Consider the following 18,804-nt stretch of genomic DNA (forward strand, 5'->3'; position numbering starts at 1 on the left):
GTTTTGCAGAGGACGCAGTGGGTTTAGTAGAAATGGTTGTCCTGAATCTCTAGAAGTAGGACTTTATCCAAAATAAACGCTACCGTTTGAAGCTAATCGAACAGTTCGGCGCTGTCATTTATGCCCTCAAGAATGGCTAAAACGCTATGTTTATAATATTTTCTAAAAATTTTTCACTTATTCTGTGATTTTTCTCCGAGATAAGAGACTAATAGAGTAAAAGAAGCCAAATGAACAAAGAGGAAGAATTTGTCAACCTTATCCATCAAAATCAAGGACTGATCTACAAGATCACTTCGATCTATACCCGTGATAGGTATGAGCAAGATGATTTGTATCAGGAGATTGTCTATCAGACTTGGAAGTCATTTGATAATTTCAAAAAAGCGGCTAAACCTAGCACCTGGCTGTATAGAGTGGGAATGAACACTGCGATTACGCATATGAATCGCTCAAAAAAACAACTGCAGGTTGTTCCACTTCAGGATATGAAAATCCAGTTTTCTGAGCAAGGAGATTCTGAAAAGGAAGACAAAATACAGCAGCTTTATTCTCAGATCAGAAAACTAAATCTGCTTGATCGAGGGATCATCTTTCTCTTTTTGGAAGGCAAAAGTTATGATGAGATAGCTGAAATATCCGGTATCTCAGTAAGTAATGTAGGGACTCGAATGTCCCGAATCAAAGCAAAGTTAAAATCAGGAATCACCACACAAACCAACTAGACTATGGAACTCGAGGAAATGAAATCACTCTGGGCTGATCTAAGCTTGCAAGTCGAAAAACAGGATAAAATTCAAAAAGAACTACTGATGGAAATCACCAAACAGAAATTTAGAAGTAAAATGAATCGTATAAGAATTCCCGAAATAATAGGCTCATTGGTCTGTGTGGGCTATGCGATGTATTTTTTATCTCGATTTGGAGAATTTGAATTATGGTATAACCAGATTTTTGCACTTACGTGCATTTTTCTAATGATCGCACTTCCAGTAGCTAGTTTGACTGCTATAAAAGGAATGAGGGATTTGAAAATCGACTCTGAAACACCGGCCGGGATGATGGATAAGTTTGTTAAAAGCAAAGTAAGGTTTTGGAAGGTGCAGCGCTACGGAGCAATTTTTGGGATTATATTATTGATTGCCATATTGCCGCCACTTGTGGAGTTGAATGGGTCTGATGAAATAATTCAGAAACCTTGGTTCTGGGGATTATACGTTCCGGGAGGTTTAGTATTTATGTTTTTATTCACACGCTTCGTGATGAAAAAGTACAAGGGGGTGATAAACTCATCTGAAAAAATGCTTCGTGATATTGATTGATTAAAAACAAAAGGAGCTGTGGTGAGCAGCTCCTTTATCGAATTATTCTGATTCTTCTTGTTTCAATTCTTCCCAAAGGCGCTTCACTTGCAAATCTCCATATCCATAGATAGGATATTTGATATGAAAGGCCCTGAAAATCTTTCCGAAATCATCCGTATCCAATTGAGCTGAGAGTTCTTTTAAAGCTTCTTTTGGCTTGCCTAAATATTCGCCATGTGGAATTGATTCCTTCCATGCTGCTACAGCTGGATAAAGGAAAGGTAATTCAGGAATGACCTGCTTAGAAAGCGTGATGGCTTCGGATACGTCGGGTCTCTCGTAAAGCTCCCACATGTGACTTAAAATGTGCTTCTCATTAGCAGTTAATAATTTCGCATCTCGATAGGCTTGCTCTAATTGCAATTGATTCATTCCTCCAAAACCTTCGATTAAATCTGTGGTAGGTGAGACCAAATAAACTGACCCTCTATGTTTTTTTAATAAATGCATCACAAACCACAAATTTACCTGACAAAACAGATCATTTTCAAACCAAAGATATACTTGCGTTTCCTGCGAAGCAGTTAAGATTTTCTCAAATTCAGGGACAACACTTTTGAAATACTCTCCTTCTGTAACACCATCGTAATTTTTTGAAAGATATTTATCTCGAATCACCCATAATTCTTCGATGGAATCTGCCTGGACTGGACCATCAACTAAGCATTCCCGAGCCACTGCAATTTCGCCACGAAGGCTAGCTGGAAATGAAGATGCTAAAGAATCACCATTTAATACGTGTAGCATGATTTTGTTATTGGTTATTGTTGTAGACTAAATTTATGGAAGTACGGATCATTTCCCTAAAAATCTCTTCATTAACATCTGACATTTTATTGATGTAGATACATCCCTTGGACTTCTTGAATTTACCAAGTTTTGCTAAGTAAGGTTCAATTTCTTCCTTAGAAAGCATGATATAAATAGACAAGGATTGCTTTCTAGGAGAGAAACCAACTGGAAACCAGTCCATTTCCTTTCCTGAAGAATACTTGTAATTGAATTTACCAAAACCTACAATACTTGGCCCCCACATGACGGGTTTTTCGCCTGTTTCCTCTTGAAAAATTTTCAATAGCAGAAAGCCATCAGCTTTTCTAGTAGGATGTTCTATTGAATCTAGAAAATCTGTTACAGATTCGTTTGTGGCTTTGGTTTTAAGTTCAGACATAAATTCTGTATTTGTTGGATTATTAAAATTGGGTTTGTAATTAACCAAAAAGGTACTTTTTTTTTGAGGTTTTATGGAAATTGGATGTGTATTTCCAATGCATTCCATAAAACCGTGATTTAAACTAATATTCAGCCTTCTATCTCAATCTAAATTTTGGTTTGAATTGTTTGTGGTATTTTTCAATAACCAAAATATAACACTATGAAATCGAGCATGATTGAAAAATCATACACCGGTATGACAGTAAACCCTGCGAGATTACATCTAGACATTGAAAATCAAATTAAACAAACATGAAACTAAGAGCTACTATAATCTATGCAATGGTAATTCTTCTGGGGGGGTCTTTCTTGGAAGTCTCAGCGCAGAGCACTTATCAAACTCCTCCTAAAGCAATAGCTGACTTGGTGAATGCGCCTAGTACGCCTTCAGTAAGATGGAGCAAAAACGGTGATTGGATGCTTCTGATGGAGCGTTCAGACAATCCTACTATTGAGCAGCTATCTCAACCTGAATTAAAAATTGCGGGAATGAGAATTAATCCTGCGACTTCTGGACCAAGTCGACAAATCGGAGTAGAAAACATTAAAATCAAGAAAACCCAATCAGGGGAAGAAATTCAAATCACAGGATTACCAGCTCAACCAAACATGGGTGGGATGAGTATGTCTCATGATGAAAAATATATGACTTTCACGCAAACCGATTCTGACGGTGTTAGTCTCTGGTTAGTTGATTTGACTACCTTTTCTGCTAAAAAATTAACCGATAAGATCATCAATGATGTCTATGGAAATCCAATAGCATGGACTCCTGACAATAAATTGCTCGTAAAAGCGGTAAACCCAACACGTGGAGAAATCCCAAAAAGACCTTCGGCCCCTGCAGGTCCGATTATTCAGGAAACCACTGGAGATGCAGCACCGAGCAGAACCTATCAAGATCTGCTTGAGAATTCTTATGATGAAGCGCTTTTTGCCTACTTCATGGATTCTCAGTTGATGGAGGTTGATTTGGAAGGAAATAAGAAACCAATAGGTCCTTCAGGCATGATTAAATCAATGGATCTTTCACCTGATGGAAATTATATCCTAGTGGATTTGATTAAGAAACCATTTTCTTATTTAGTGCCAGCGAGTAGATTCCCATACGATGTAGAGATCTGGACAATAGATGGGAAGAAAGTAAAGGTATTGGCTGAGATTCCTTTGGATGAAAATAGACCGACTGGTTTTGATGCGACTGTGACTGGGCCTAGAAATATCAATTGGCGAGCGGACAAGCCTGCAATGTTATATTGGGTAGAGGCACAGGATGGCGGGGATGCTCGCGTTGAGATGGAAGAGCGAGAGATTGTCTATACATTGGCTGCGCCGTTTGCAGGTTCTAAGCAAAAATTGGCAACAACTCCGTATAGATTTGGTGGTATTATTTGGTCTGATGATTCTTTTGCAATCATGGGAGAGCGCTGGTCCAGAACCAGAATGGACAAGCGATCCATCATCAATCCTGCTAATCCTGCACAACCTAAGCAAGTGATCATCGAACGCTCCTCGGATGATTTGTACAATGATCCGGGCGATCCAGTGATGGTGGAGAATGAATTTGGAGAATATGTGATGCTTCGCAAAGGTGATTTGGTGTATATGACCAGTCCAGGTGGATCACCTGAAGGAGATATGCCTTATTTATCAACTTTCAATACCAAAACCAAGGAAGAAACCATCTTATGGAGATCGCAGGCACCATATTACGAGCGTGTAGCCAAAGTTTTGAATGATGATGCAACGGAGTTCATTACTATAAAGGAGAGTACAGATATTCAGCCAAATTACTGGTTGGTGAATACCAGAAAGAGAATTGCTCCACAGCAACTTACTTATTTTGAGAATCCATATGAATCTATCAAGGGTATTCAGAAGCAGTTGGTGACCTATGAAAGAAACGATGGACTGAATCTATCTGCGGTAATTTATACTCCGGAGGGTTTTGAACCAGGTAAAGATGCGCCATTACCAGTTTTGATGTGGGCCTATCCTCGTGAATACAAATCCAAAGAAGTTGCAGCTCAAGTACGAGGATCTCAATATGCTTTTACAAGAGTAAGTTCTGGTTCGCCGTTATTTTGGGTGACCCGTGGGTATGCCATCATGGATAGAACTGAGATGCCAATCGTAGGTGAAGGAGACAAAGAACCAAATGATTACTTTATCGATCAGCTTGTGGCAAATGCGGAAGCCGCCATTGATGAGATCGTAGATCTTGGAATAGGTGATAGAGATAGAATAGCAGTGGGAGGTCACTCTTATGGTGCATTTATGACTGCCAACCTACTTTCACATACCAATCTATTTGCTGCCGGTATAGCTAGAAGTGGTGCCTATAACAGGACTTTGACTCCGTTTGGCTTCCAATATGAGCAAAGGACGTATTGGGAAGCCCCAGAAGTTTATTTCAATATGTCTCCATTCTCCTTCGCTCATAAAGTAGAAACACCAATTCTGTTACTTCATGGACAGGCTGACAACAACTCAGGGACTTTCCCTATTCAATCTGAGCGGTACTATAACGCACTAAAAGGTCATGGTGCAACTGCAAGACTTGTGTTTTTGCCAAATGAAAGTCATGGCTACGCTGCAAAAGAATCTATTAACCATATGTTATGGGAAATGGATAACTGGCTAGAGAAATATGTTAAGGAGAAAAATGTGGTAGATAGAGCCAAATAATATTCTCATCAAGAAATTGAAAAACCCTTTCTGAAGAATGATTCAGGGAGGGTTTTTCAATTTAGAGGCGATTTTTAAAAGAGAAATGGTCTGATTTTTCATTCATTTTCTACTGTGTTTTAAGTTGCTTTTTTATTTAAACGGCTTGCACATTTTATTTATATGAGGTTATTTTTGACCATTAAATAAAGAAAATATGAGTTTCTTGAAACTTCATGTTTATAAAACCCAGAAAAAACCCAAAAATGTGTAAAAATTGAAAAATTTAGTTTTTCTCATATTTTGGAAAATGAGTTGACTTTTACGATTTGCCCAAAATCATTTTTTCATCTGTTGATTTAAGAGTTCAGATTTAGTCAAGTATTAGTTTAAAAATTTGCAGCCAACGGTGGCTGTGTTATGTGTTAACCTTTAATTAAAATTTATGAAAAAAACATTACTTAGTTTACTCTTGGGGTTGCTAGTAAGTGTTTCAGCTTTTGCTCAAAGCAGAACTGTAACTGGAAAGCTAGTCTCAGCCGAAGACCCAGAAGGACTCATTGGAGTGAGTGTTTTGGTAAAAGGAACTACCATTGGGGCAGTATCAGATCTTGATGGTACATACTCAATCGAAGTACCGCAAGGATCTACAACTTTAGTGTTTAGCTACATTGGCTATCGCGCCCATGAAGAAGTAATTGGGAATAGAACTGTAATCGATGTGACTATGGAGTCAGATGTACAGAATCTAGACGAAGTAATTATTGTGGCTTATGGTACTGCAGACAAAGGAAACTTTACTGGGTCAGCAGTTTCTCTGAAAGGTGATCAAATTGCTAATCGTCCTATCAACAACGTAGCAAATGCAATTGAAGGTCAATCTCCAGGTGTAATCACTACATCTGCATCTGGTCAGCCAGGTTCTACTCCTGCTATTAGAATTAGAGGTATTGGTTCTGTGAACGCATCAAGTTCTCCACTTTATGTGGTGGATGGTGTTCCTTATGACGCCGCTATCTCCAACCTGAACCCTGAGGATATTGAGGATATGACTATCCTCAAAGATGCTTCTTCTACTGCGTTATATGGTTCTAGAGCAGCAAATGGTGTGATTATGATCACAACCAAAAAAGGTAAAAAGAACAAGTCTAACTTCTCTTTCAGAGTGCAGCAAGGTACTGCCAGCAGAGCACTTCCTGAATATGATAGAGTGAATGCTGATCAGTACTACCCGTTGGTTTGGGAATCACTTAGAAACAGTCGCCTTACAGGTGGAAATGACCTGGCTTCATCTAATACCTATGCATCGGAAAACCTGATTGAAGTATTAGGATACAATGTGTATAATGTTCCTGACAATCAGATTGTTGGTACAGACGGTACTTTGAATTCTTCTGCTGTAAATAACTTCCAAAGTCTTGATTGGTTCGACGACATAGTTGATAAAGGAGGTAGATCTGAATACAACATGACGTATAGCGGCGGATCTGGTAAAACTGATTATTTCGCTTCTGTCGGTTATCTAGATGAAAAAGGATTTATCGTCAATTCTGATTTCCAAAGATTTACAGGCCGTTTGAATATTAATACGCAGGCAACGGATTGGTTTAAAACTGGTGTTAACCTTTCTGCTACCATGAGTGAAGGTAATAATGCGAGAACAGGAGGAAGTACTAGTTATGTGAACCCTATGTTCTTCGCAAGAAGTATGGGGCCTATTTATCCAGTATATGCACAAACACCAATGACTGGAGGTTATATCCTTGATGAATTTGGAAATAGAATATTTGATACCGGTGATTTGATTGGAATGGGACTTCCTAGAAGAGGAACAGGTGGATCTCCAGGACGTCACGCCTATCAAGAAGCATTGCTTAACGTGGATCAGTTTGACAGAGATGTGATTTCAGCCCGTGCTTTTGCTGAAGTAACTTTCTTAAAGCACTTTGCATTGAGAACGAATATCGCAACTGATGTGACTTCTTTCCTCGACATAGGTTATGATAACCCTATAGTAGGTGATGGAGCTCCTGCTGGACGTTCCAACCGATCTAATTCTAGAACCAATTCATACACGTTCAACCAGTTATTGACTTATACAAATACGTTTAATGAGAAGCATTTTGTTGAAGTATTGGTGGGTCATGAGAACTATGATTATAAATTAAATTTCCAGTCTTTAGCTAAGCAGGATCAAATCTTGGCAGGCAATATTGAGCCAGGAAACTTTGTAACTATTAGTTCTGCAAATGGTAGAGTAGATAGAGACAGAATTGAATCTGTGTTTTCAAGAGTAAATTATGTTTTTGATGACAAGTATTCTATTTCGGGATCATACAGAACTGATGGATCTTCTAGATTTTATGAAGATGTGAGATGGGGTACTTTCTACTCTGCAGGTGCAGCTTGGAATATTGACAAAGAATCATTCTTTGATGTGCCTTTCTTCGATATGTTGAAATTGAGAGCTTCATATGGTGAAGTTGGTAACAATTCTATCGGAGGTCTTTATCCTTGGCAAGCACTTTATGACTTAGGTTTCAATAATGCTTCTGAGCCAGGTATTCTTCAGGCTAGCCTTGCTGCTGAGGATCTTGAGTGGGAGTCTAATAACACCTATGACATAGGATTGGATTTTGCCTTTGGACGTAGATTCTCTGGTACGTTGGAATACTACAGCAGAGAGTCTCAAAACTTGCTTTTTGACGTGCCATTATCATTGACTACTGGTCTTTCTAGCAGATCTCAAAATATTGGTACTCTTGCGAATACAGGTATTGAATTCAGTATTCAAGGCGATCTTGTCAGAAGCAATGATTTCAGATGGACGGCAAGCTTAAACGTTTCGACTTTCAAAAATGAGTTCAAAAAACTTCCTTTCGAAGAGCAGATCACTGGAACCAAGAAGTTGATGGTAGGTAAATCAATCTATGACTACTGGCTAAGAGAGTGGATGGGTGTAGATCCAGCAACTGGAGAGGGTCTTTACAGAGCAGAGGAATATGCTGAGGACGATGCTACTACTAGAATCGTGGGCCAAGATACTGTAACTACTCGTCAGAATAACGCAAAGTATCACTACGCTGGAACTTCAATTCCTGATTTCTTCGGTGGGGTTACTAACACGTTTACATACAAAGGTTTCTCTTTAAATGTTTTGGTGTCTTATTCAGTAGGTGGAAAAATATATGACGGGGTTTATGCTAGCTTGATGACTGCTGATCCTGATGGAAATGCCCTTCATGTAGATGCATTAAATAGATGGCAAGAACCAGGTGACATCACCGATGTTCCAAAGATGGATGTAACAGGAGCTGCACAAACAAATGCTGGATCTGATAGATGGTTGATTGATGGTTCATACCTGAATTTAAGGTCAATAAACTTGAGCTATAATCTGCCTAAGTCTTTATTGCAGAGAATCAGCGTAGCAGGTGCTAGTGTATATGTAGCTGGCGAGAATCTAGGATGGATGTCTAATAGAAAAGGAATGTACGTGTCTGGTAATTTTGCTGGTACTACATCCAACACTTATACTCCTGCAAGAACCTTTACGGTTGGTCTTAATGTCAACCTTTAATCTGAGATAATTATGAAGAAGATATTTAAATCAATAGTTATAGTTGCGCTTTTAATGAACTTTAGCTGCGCGGATGATTATTTGGATACGATTCCAACAGATGCAGTTTCTGCTTCTGCGGTGTTTACCTCTACTCAAAATGCCATGGCGGCTTTGAATGGTATTCACAGAATGTTGCTATTAAGATTTGATAGCCAAGGTCAAGCTGCTGAAGGAGCAGTGATGATTATGCGTGATGTTTTGGCTGATGATGTGGTAATGACTACCACCGGTAATGGCTGGTATGTTTCTATCTGTAGATGGCAGAACCTTAACTTAGAGACAAGTGGTGATACTCGTTTTGTTTGGAGATATTACTATAAGATAATTGGTAATGCCAACATGATCCTACAGGGCATTGAAGATGCAGCTGGCCCTCAATCTGAGAAAGATGAAATTACAGGTCAGGCATTAGCTTACAGAGCATGGGCTCATTTCAACTTGGTTCAATTGTATGCACAGCGCTATGATGCTGCAGGCGGCAACAGCCAAATGGGAGTTCCAATTGTAACTGAGCCGATCACTGAAGGTGGTGCGAGAAATACAGTTGAGGAAGTATATACGCAAATCAACGCAGATCTTGATGCTGCGATTGCTCTACTAGACGAAAGCAGAAATGCTAAATCACACCTGAACATCAATGTGGTAAAAGGTATCAAAGCTAGGGTAGCTGCTACACAAGGTAAGTTTGGATTAGCTGCTACTCTTGCAAAAGAAGCGAGAGCTGGCTATTCGTTAATGTCACAAAGTGCTCTTTATGAGGGATTCAATAATACGGATAATGTTGAGTGGATTTGGGGTAGTCGTCAAGTAGATGATCAGCAGACTTTCTTTGCTTCTTACTTTGCATACATGTCACTGAATTTTAGCTCAACTAACATCAGAAACAATCCAAAAGCTATCAATAGCATGCTTTATGATATGATTCCTGATACAGATGCTAGAAAAGGCCTTTGGGATCCAAACGCTTCTGATCCTGCATTGAGAGATCCATTCATTGATGAGGCTACACTTTCTAGTTTTTCAAAGAGAGATTATATGAACCGTAAATTCCTTGCGCAAGGAAATGCATCCTCTGTAGGTGATGTTCCTTACATGAGAGCGGCGGAAATGATCTTGCTTGAGGCTGAGTCTTTGGCTAGAACTGGTAATGATTCAGATGCTGCAGACGTTCTATTTGAGCTTGTATCTGCTAGAGATGACGCCTATACTAGGTCAACTAACACTGGCCAGGCACTTATCGATGAGATCATGACTCAAAGAAGAATTGAGCTTTGGGGTGAGGGTTTCAGATTCTATGACTTGAAGCGTCTTAACCTACCTTTGGACAGAACTGGTGCAAACCATGTAGAATCTGTAATCAACGGTAAATTTGAAGAGCCTGCCGGAACTAACGCTTGGCAGTGGGCAATTCCAATTGATGAGTTGAACGCAAATGATTTAATGGTTCAAAATCCTTTTTAAGGATTAGTAATAAAAATGAAAGCCCGAGGAAATTTCCTCGGGTTTTTTTATGCTTGATAGAATTCTATACTTCGTAAAATTCTATTGGTAACAGATCAGGGTCTGCTATAAATGTGAATCGCTTTCCAGTCAATTCATCCACCCGAATGGGTTCTGAGCTGACTTTATTCTTTGAAAGATCAAGGATACATTCTTCTATATCGGCTACCGCAAACGCTAAATGCCTTAACCCTACAGCTTCTGGTCGGGAAATCCGATCTGGTGGCGATGGAAAGGAAAACAACTCGATAACGTAGTGGCCATTTAAGCTGAGGTCAAGTTTGTACGAGTCTCTTTCTTTACGATATACCTCTCTTATTATTTCAAGACCGAGAATTTCGGTGTAGAACTTTTTTGATCGCTCATAATCACTGCAGATAATAGCTGTATGATGGATATTTTGTAGCTGAAGCATTTGATAGGCTAATTAATCCATTAAATGTTTTTTCAGGAAGTCAGCAGTCGCCTGATCCACTCTGATCATATTTGACCACTTCATCCAGTGATGCGTGTCACCGGGAATCAGAATAGATTCGTAGGGTTTTCCCATTTCTTCAAATCTCCGGATCATATCAGCAGTCTGACTTACACCTACATTTCTATCGTCGTCCGCGTGAATAAAAAGTACAGGTGAAGTCCAAGTTTTCAAATCAGCCATAGGAGAGGACTCCCAAGCAATCTTTTTGGCTTTGTCTAAGTCAGGAGCAACTTCATAGGTTTCTGGGAGATCATATCGTCCATCCAAATCATGTACACCGTGAATATCCACTCCGACTTTGAAAAGTTCTGAATCTCTTGCCAAAGCCAATGCAGTCAAATACCCTCCATAACTCCCTCCATAAATTCCAATTTTTTCCCCATCAACTTGGGGTAAAGCTGCAAGGTATTCTCCACCTGCTTTAATGTCCTGATACTCAACAGCACCTTGGTAATAACCATATGCAGGTCTGTGAAATTCAAAGCCATAACCTATTCCTAAACGATAGTTAACTGATAAAACCACAAATCCAAGCTCAGCCAAATATTGATTCAGCGCGTAGGTATTGGAATAGTAATCCATGTAGCTCCATCCCAAAAGCATCTGTCGCTGAGGACCGCCATGGGCGAAAATCACCCCAGGTTTCTTAGCTTCTCCACCTTCTTTTTCGAATAGCTGACCATAAACCGTGGTTCCATCCGGTGCTGTGAATTTTACTTGTTTGGGCACGACTAGCGAAGTCTGTGGGAAATCTGATGGAATGATAGATTCTTGGAGCAATTTTGTGTTATCACCATCATATACTGCAATCAGATGAGGGCGTTGTGCTGTGGCGCTGAAATAAGCTTTCTTGCCAGTATTTCCAATCCAAACAGGATAGGCTTCTATACCTGTTCCATTGGTTTCCCAAGTCAGCTTTTTGCTTGCAATATCAATTGTCCCAATATGTCTTCGATCAATGTCTTCAGGTGCGGGACCAGTGTTTGCTGAGAAGATCAACTTGGATTTATCTGTGCTGATTTTAACCTGCTCGACCATATAATCTCCAGGCGTCAATAAGGTAGTTTTTCCAGAAGCGACTTCAAGAGAATACAGGTGTTGCCAACCATCTTCGTAGGATTGGAAAATTAAATTCCCATCCGTACTGAAGGAGAAAAAGGGATAAGAATAGGAACCTCTCAGCGTCTCTGGTGCTTTCCAAAGTTTTTTAGCAGTACCGTTTGAAACATCTGCTAGCCAGATTTCCCAAGGCGTATGCCTGGGTTCTAGAACAGGATATTCAGCTCCTTGTCCTCCTTGACGTCTGATGAATGCGATTTGCTCTCCATCGGGTGACCATATTGGCAGTGCATCGCGATGAAACGATGGCGAAATCCACTGGATCGCAGTCGAATCATTTTGATAAATTCCTATTAAAGAATGAGAACTTCGATTTGAGACAAAAACTATCTTTCCTCCGTCAGGGGAATATTGGGCATAATTCACATTCCCTTTTACTTCAAAAAGCTGTTTGGGAGCCTCCATATTGTGTGCATTTGCCACCCATACCTGTCCTCCTTTAAGAAATAAAATGTCAGCTTGCGCACCTAAACTAAAATCATCGCCTTGCGCAATATCTTCTATCACTCCTGATGCTAGGTTAATAGCCTTGATTTCTACTTTAGGTAATTTTGGGAGATTCTGTGCATTAACCGGAGAAGAAGCATTTCCACCTCCGTGATCTCCACCGCGTACAAAAACCAACCATTCTCCGTCTAGAGTAAATTGCAAGTTGCTTATTTCTTGTCCAGCATCTTCATTGTAAGAAGTGAGTTTTAGAGGCTCGAAGTCCGGCGCTTCCGCAAAGTATATATTCCTTTTTCCCTGTTCATTCATTGCCCAGGCTATTTTTTCACCAGTGGGAGAGGAGGTGAGTTCGGAGGGGAAGCTGAATTTTCCCACTTGCTCCATGGTGAAGGATTGGGAAAAAGCCAATCCAGAAAATAATGAGAATAGTAACAGTAAAAGTGAGGTCTTTTTCATGAGGTCAATACGTATCATGGATGTAGTAAAGCACCTTGGTCAGCTCGGTTTTTAACTCATTGCCAGAAATAGCATAGTTATTCATCAGGCAGGAGAAGTGTAGGATCTTTCCACTTTTGGTGATCAGATAGCCACTGAGTGCATTACTCATGGAGAGTGTGCCGGTTTTCGCATAGATATAAGGTGGCTGTCCTTCATCAGATGGATACCAGTTTCTGATTGTGCCTGATTCTCCGCCTGCTGGGAAGTAAGCCTTTATTTTATCCATAGGCACTTCTGCCCGTATTTTTCCCAATAAGGCTATGATACTTCTAGGAGTAAACATGTTTTTGGAAGAAAGACCAGATCCGTCCACCCAAATAGGCTCATCCGGCAAGTCAGCTAACAGGTTTTCTTTTGCGTAAGCAATGGCATCTGAAGTACTCAGTTTGTTGTCCAATTGATCTGATACTAAAAGCAAAAGCTGCTCAGCTAAGAAATTGTCAGAGATTTTCATCATCTGGGAATAGATACTATCTGCTGCTGCGGTGAGTAACTTCTTCGGTTCTTCGGAAACGTAGTTGGTGTTAGTAATGACCGTTATCTTTTTTCCAACTTCTTCAGAAAGTAATTGAGCTGCAAAATCTGCTGAGGTAATAAAAGGAATATCGGTTTCAAATCTTTTGTCTTTAGCATCAGCAGTCACAAAGTAGGAAAACTTGTTTTCTAGATGATCTCGGCGGAAGCTAGAGCTTGAACTACCTCTAGGCTCAACAAGCTGCAAAGAAGATTCAAATCGTGGCGGATAAATAGTGAAGGTGCTGTCTCCTTCATCTTTAGCGAAGCGCACAATATCTCCATAAACCGGCATCGCAGCGCGCTCAGCTGCATAGTAGGCATTGTACCAGTCCCATGACCAGCCTGATCCGAATGCTGAGACCTGATCAAAGTTGTCTAAGAGGTACAGAGGTTTAGTTTGTGCTTTGAGAAACTCAACTGCCTTGGTGTTTTTTAAATCCGGATGAAGCAAACTTGGGTCGCCTGTTCCCCAGAATATGAGAGAATCAGCTTTTTCCAGATAGTTTAGGCCATTTACCAAACTATCTCCCAAAATGGTATAGGAAGTGTAAAAAGTGAAAAGCTTGGTATTAGATGCCGGGATAAAATACTTATCTGAATTAATGTCCACAAGTACTTTGTCCTTCACAGGGTCAACAAGCATAAAGCCCAAATGGCCTTGATTGAAGATGTCAGATTTGGTTAGAGACTTATTGATTCGCTGAACTGTGCAGGAGCTCAGTAGTATCAATACGGCGATTAATAGGTTTTTCATGTGTAGTGCGTTGTGCTCTTAAGTTAAATAAAAAAGTCTCCCATCTTACGATAGGAGACTTAGTATTAGGGTTAAGGATTTATTGGTCCCACCAGATTCTGTCGAGAAGTGAAACCGAAGGGACGTTAGATCCATTTCTGCTTATTTCACTGTCTGGGTAAGCCAATCTTCTAATATATTCATTACCTAAATCCGGATTTAAGTTTTCTGGAAGCGTCATGTCCTTGTAGGCATAATTAAATCTTCTGGCATCATTCCAAGTTTCAGGATGAAGGAATAGTGCTACGTATTTTTCCTTGAAAATATCTGCCAAAGTCAAGGCATTAGCACCCATACTCACACTTGCATCTGCAAGGTATGCTGCTTTCTCAGCTGCGGGAACACTTAGCATATCCATATGTGCATTTATTCCTTCTAGGTAGGCAGCGTATGCTGCAGCTTTATCGGTATCAAATGCTGCTTCTGCTTCTATGAATTTTAACTCTGCATAGGTGGCAATTAATAAAGGAGCTTGTCTAGAAGTGTAATATTGACCTTCTACCAACGTAGAGCGGGCACCTTGTTCAGGAGCATTTCCACGACCAGCACCATTTACAGTACCAATGAACTCTCCATCATCTGTAGTTCCCACCATCAGCTTCAATCTAGGATCTACGGTAGGATAAGAAGTACCATCCAATGCTTCTATAAATTGCTCTGAAATCCAGCCTGTCAATAGCAAGTTTGCATTGTTAATTGCATCCTGAGCCCATGGGTTGAAACGCTGCTCAAAGAACGTAACTGAGGCATTATCAGCATTTGAATCGAATCCATTTGCTGCTGCAGCAAGTACCTCTGAAGCACTGTATCCTGATGATCCTTTCATATGGATCATGTAGCGAGCTTTTAGCGTGTAAGCAAACTTCAGCCATAAATCTATATCTCCACCATAAATGAAATCGTCATTTCCAATTGAAGAACTAGACTCCCTGTTCAAATTAGAGATTCCTTGATCTAGTAGACTCATGACATTACCGTAAAGTACCTGATCATCGTCATATGCTGGTGTTACAGTGCTAAAGTTGAAACTTTCAGAAAATGGCACATCACCAAAAAGGTCAACTGTCATTCCAAGGTTCATAGCCATTAATACCTGGCCAGCTCCCAGGTATTGAAATGCACCTTCAGCCTCAGCTTTCTCATTCATGGTATAAAGGTCAGTCATTACATTATATAGACTGAACCACATACTGCTGAAGTTAAGCGGATCCATGGTATCAGAGCCACTTGCTGGGTTCGGGGATGCCAAGTATTGTACATAATTGCTAACGGCGCTACCTTCTCTATAGACATTCAAGCTAGTCTCGTAGGTAATGTTGGTCATCAGACCAGAGATAGGAGCATCCTGCGGATTGTTTGGGTTCTCATTGACATCCAAATATGAATCACAAGCCGAGGCTGTAAGAATCATGGATGTTCCCAAAACTGCTTTTATTTTATTATTGAATTTCATATTTCTGTTGGTTTAGTGGTTATAGACCTAAATTCAAAGTGACGAAATAGCTCTGTACACCTGGGAAACCTAGCCCAGTGAATCCTATTGCATTTCCACCTGCTCCAGCAGAGAAGGACTCTGGGTCAAACCCATCCCAAGGGGTTGATAGGATGATATTATTCGCGGCTAGAGAAATTCTGGCAGATCTAAATGGAGTTTTGTCCAATACCTCTGGCTGTAAGCTGTAGGCTAAGGTGATGTTTCTTAGCTTGATGAAGCTTGCATCATTCACGAAGTTTTCAGAAACACCTCTGTAGTAGTTTCTCCAGTAGCCAGCTCCATAATTTACTCCGTCAGGACCAATTCCTTGACCAAGCCAAACTTCTTTGGTGTTTTGTGATCCATCAGCAAGTACTCCAGGGAATACCACGGTGTCATTTCTTCTATTGGAATCTTCCTGCTTACCAAATGCAGATAGGAAGTTGCCAAACTGGTCATATTGCTCTAATCCTGCTCTGAAATCGACAAGGAAAGAAAGTTCAAGACCCTTGTATGTGAATTGATTTCTCAAACCACCAAAGAATTTTGGAACAGCATTACCAAGGATGATCTGATTGCCTGTTCTTACTGGGAATCCATTAGCACCAATTTGTTGGGTTAGCCCTCTATCCAATTCAGTTGCTCCTTCAGCTATGCCAGGTCTGATATAATAGCTCCCGGATATATTTCCATATGCTTCTCCTTCTCTTAAAATCATTGTAACTGTAGATCCTGCATATCCGAATTGGCTACCCACTACGATTTGATCAATTCCTTCACGGATTGATTTTACTTCATTCGTATTGGTTGTGAGGTTGGCAGTAACATCCCATTTGAAATCTGCAGTTTCAATAGGAGAGCCTCCAAGTACGATTTCAAATCCTCTATTTTCGATTTCACCTGCATTGGTGATATAAGAAGAGAAACCAGTTGCATCTGAAATCGGAACTGGGATGATCTGATCCGCAGCATTTGACTTGTAATAAGTCACGTCCAAATTCAATCTATTATTAAAGAAGGCCAATTGAGTACCAAATTCTACAGAAGTTGTACTCTCAGGCTTAAGAGCTGGATCACCAAATACAGAGTTTTTAGAGAAACCAACCTGTCCATTCAATGGGAAAATAGATGGTGATACAAATGTTGCTCCCAAGATATGAGGGTTAGTATCTTTACCTACTTGTGCCCAAGAAGCTCTCAGTTTTCCAAAAGTAAACCAGGAAGGTAAATCCAGGTTCTCACTAAACACATATCCTAAGTTTACTGATGGATAAAAGAAGGAGTTATTTTCCTTGGGCAGGGTAGAGGAGATGTCATTTCTGCCGGTAATGTTTAAAAATAAGAAGTTTTTATAATCGACCATTAAATCACCATAGAAGCCTACCAGTCTTCTAATGCTTTTGCCCTGACTTGCAAATATTTGAGTAGTATTGCTGAGGTTGTAGAATCCAGGGATTACAAAGTTTGAGCCTGATGCTGATACTCTGTCATACCTTCTTTGGAATACATCATTACCTAATCTCAATTGCGTATTCCAATCGCTGTTCCATTGTTTTTTTAAAGTAATGTAGAAATTGGAATTTAAGTCTTTACTGTTAATTCGGGTTTCTTCCATATTTCCAGTAGAGCTTAAAGCTAGTTCACCATCGATGCCCATTGGACCAGGAGTGATTTCTGTACGACTGTCTGCATAAAAATCAGTTCCTAGTCTATATGAGAACATTAACCAGTCAGTAGGGCTGTAATTCAGGTTAATATTTCCTATCACCCTATTTACATCATCCTCATAGGTTGCAAATCGTGCATCATAGATTGGGTTGGTATTACCATATGTCTTCATGGTACCATCTTCGTTGATATAGTCTGTTACATCTGTTGTCTCCGACCAATACATCATTCTTTCAAGAAATCTATCGTGAGGCACTCTATTTCCACCTGAATTTGAGTAGTTCACAGAACCAGAGAAATTAAACTTCTCACTCATTTTTACAGTACCCGAAAGTTTGGCTGTCGTTCTACCCCAAGTAGAAAAAGGGATAATACCCTCTTGGTCTAGTCGGCCAAAAGATCCATAAAAAGTAGCTTTTTCGTTGCCACCAGAAATACTGACGCTATTGTCAATGGTAGTTCCCGTGTTGAATGCATTGGTCCAATTGTCCTGATAAACATAGTTTGGGTCGTTTTCATCGGCGATATTTGCTCCCCATGAAGGCCAGAAGCTAGAATCATCTCTTTCCCCACTGAATCCCTGACCGTATTGGTCTTGAAGTGCCGGCTTTTTAACTAATTCATCCACTCCGAATGAGCTTGATACATTTACTTGAACTTGACCGACTTTACCTTTTTTGGTGGTAATGATTACTGCACCGTTTGCAGCACGCACACCGTATAAAGCTGTCGCTGCCGCACCCTTTAGCACAGACATAGTCTCGATATCATTTGGGTTGATATCAGCAATTCTATTGGTCATACCTCTAGGGGTACCACTAGATTCTACAGTAGAGTTATCTACAGGAACACCATCTACTACGAACAGTGGTTGGTTATCTGCGCTTGGATCCAGCGAGTTTATACCTCGAATGATAATTCTAGCTGACTGACCTGGAGCTCCACCAGAGTTGGTTACTTGCACGCCAGCAACCTGCCCTTGCAAGGCATTAACTATATTAGGTTGCTTGGAAGTTGTGATTGCTTCAGAATCGATACTTTGAGCTGCATAGCCCAATGATTTTTTCTCTTGGGAAATACCAAAAGCTGTAACAATAAATTCATCCAGATCAGAAGCAGAAGTTGCTAATGCAACATTTATAGTTGATTGTGAACCTACAGTTAGACTTTTTGAATCAAAGCCTATAAAAGAGAAAACCAATATGGCATCTGCATTCGGGACATCTATGGTATAATTACCATCGAGGTCTGTTACAGCACCTGTATTGGTACCTTGGATCAAAATACTAGCTCCTGGAAGTGGCTCGCCATCTTCCTGAGCTGTTACTTTTCCTTTTACCGTTTGCTGGGCATAGAGTGGTATACTCGCCAGAAACCCCAAAAGAAAAAGCAAGGTCATTGCGTAGTTTTTCTTCATTTGTTTTTTGTTTATAGATTAAAATT

12 protein-coding genes are annotated in these 18,804 nt (G+C 40.1%); 5 read left to right on the plus strand and 7 right to left on the minus strand.

Annotated features, from left to right (window positions below; translation table 11 throughout):
• The first annotated feature begins 230 nt into the window (after positions 1–230).
• On the plus strand, positions 231–725 hold the full coding sequence (locus tag LV83_RS12250; RefSeq protein WP_111611817.1) for an RNA polymerase sigma factor: 495 nt from the start codon (positions 231–233) through the stop codon (positions 723–725).
• Between the two features lie 3 nt (positions 726–728).
• Positions 729–1,322, plus strand: a complete 594-nt coding sequence (locus tag LV83_RS12255) for a hypothetical protein (protein ID WP_111611818.1) — start codon at positions 729–731, stop codon at positions 1,320–1,322.
• Positions 1,323–1,364: 42 nt separating this feature from the next.
• Here the strand turns inward: LV83_RS12255 and LV83_RS12260 are convergent, their stop codons facing one another.
• Complete coding sequence (locus tag LV83_RS12260; protein ID WP_111611819.1) at positions 1,365–2,111, minus strand: DUF1835 domain-containing protein; 747 nt, start codon at positions 2,109–2,111, stop codon at positions 1,365–1,367.
• Between the two features lie 7 nt (positions 2,112–2,118).
• Positions 2,119–2,535, minus strand: a complete 417-nt coding sequence (locus tag LV83_RS12265; protein WP_111611914.1) for a DUF1801 domain-containing protein — start codon at positions 2,533–2,535, stop codon at positions 2,119–2,121.
• A 326-nt stretch (positions 2,536–2,861) separates the two neighbouring features.
• Between LV83_RS12265 and LV83_RS12270 the strand changes: the two genes are divergently transcribed.
• From LV83_RS12270 to LV83_RS12280, 3 genes are all read left to right on the plus strand, one after another.
• On the plus strand, positions 2,862–5,267 hold the full coding sequence (locus LV83_RS12270) for a S9 family peptidase (RefSeq protein ID WP_245947052.1): 2,406 nt from the start codon (positions 2,862–2,864) through the stop codon (positions 5,265–5,267).
• Between the two features lie 424 nt (positions 5,268–5,691).
• A complete protein-coding gene (locus LV83_RS12275) occupies positions 5,692–8,826 on the plus strand; it encodes a SusC/RagA family TonB-linked outer membrane protein (protein ID WP_111611821.1) in 3,135 nt (1,044 codons plus the stop codon).
• A 12-nt stretch (positions 8,827–8,838) separates the two neighbouring features.
• Positions 8,839–10,329: a RagB/SusD family nutrient uptake outer membrane protein gene (locus LV83_RS12280; RefSeq protein ID WP_111611822.1), complete on the plus strand. Its 1,491-nt coding sequence runs from the start codon at positions 8,839–8,841 to the stop codon at positions 10,327–10,329.
• A 64-nt stretch (positions 10,330–10,393) separates the two neighbouring features.
• Here the strand turns inward: LV83_RS12280 and gloA2 are convergent, their stop codons facing one another.
• The 5 genes from gloA2 to LV83_RS12305 form a co-directional block, all read right to left on the minus strand.
• The gene (gene gloA2 / locus LV83_RS12285) at positions 10,394–10,783 is read right to left on the minus strand and encodes an SMU1112c/YaeR family gloxylase I-like metalloprotein (protein ID WP_111611823.1); all 390 of its coding nucleotides are present in this window, start codon (positions 10,781–10,783) and stop codon (positions 10,394–10,396) included.
• A gap of 12 nt (positions 10,784–10,795) precedes the next feature.
• Positions 10,796–12,868 carry a S9 family peptidase gene (locus LV83_RS12290; RefSeq protein ID WP_111611824.1) on the minus strand — a complete coding sequence of 691 codons (2,073 nt, stop codon included), beginning with the start codon at positions 12,866–12,868 and terminating at the stop codon, positions 10,796–10,798.
• Between the two features lie 4 nt (positions 12,869–12,872).
• Positions 12,873–14,180 (minus strand): D-alanyl-D-alanine carboxypeptidase, encoded by a 1,308-nt coding sequence (locus LV83_RS12295; RefSeq protein ID WP_111611825.1) that lies wholly within the window; start codon positions 14,178–14,180, stop codon positions 12,873–12,875.
• 79 nt (positions 14,181–14,259) lie between these two features.
• Positions 14,260–15,672, minus strand: a complete 1,413-nt coding sequence (locus tag LV83_RS12300) for a SusD/RagB family nutrient-binding outer membrane lipoprotein (protein WP_111611826.1) — start codon at positions 15,670–15,672, stop codon at positions 14,260–14,262.
• 19 nt (positions 15,673–15,691) lie between these two features.
• Positions 15,692–18,778: a SusC/RagA family TonB-linked outer membrane protein gene (locus LV83_RS12305; protein ID WP_111611827.1), complete on the minus strand. Its 3,087-nt coding sequence runs from the start codon at positions 18,776–18,778 to the stop codon at positions 15,692–15,694.
• Positions 18,779–18,804: the final 26 nt, after the last annotated feature.

The sequence above is a fragment of the Algoriphagus yeomjeoni genome (assembly GCF_003259505.1).
Classification (GTDB): Bacteria; Bacteroidota; Bacteroidia; order Cytophagales; family Cyclobacteriaceae; genus Algoriphagus; species Algoriphagus yeomjeoni.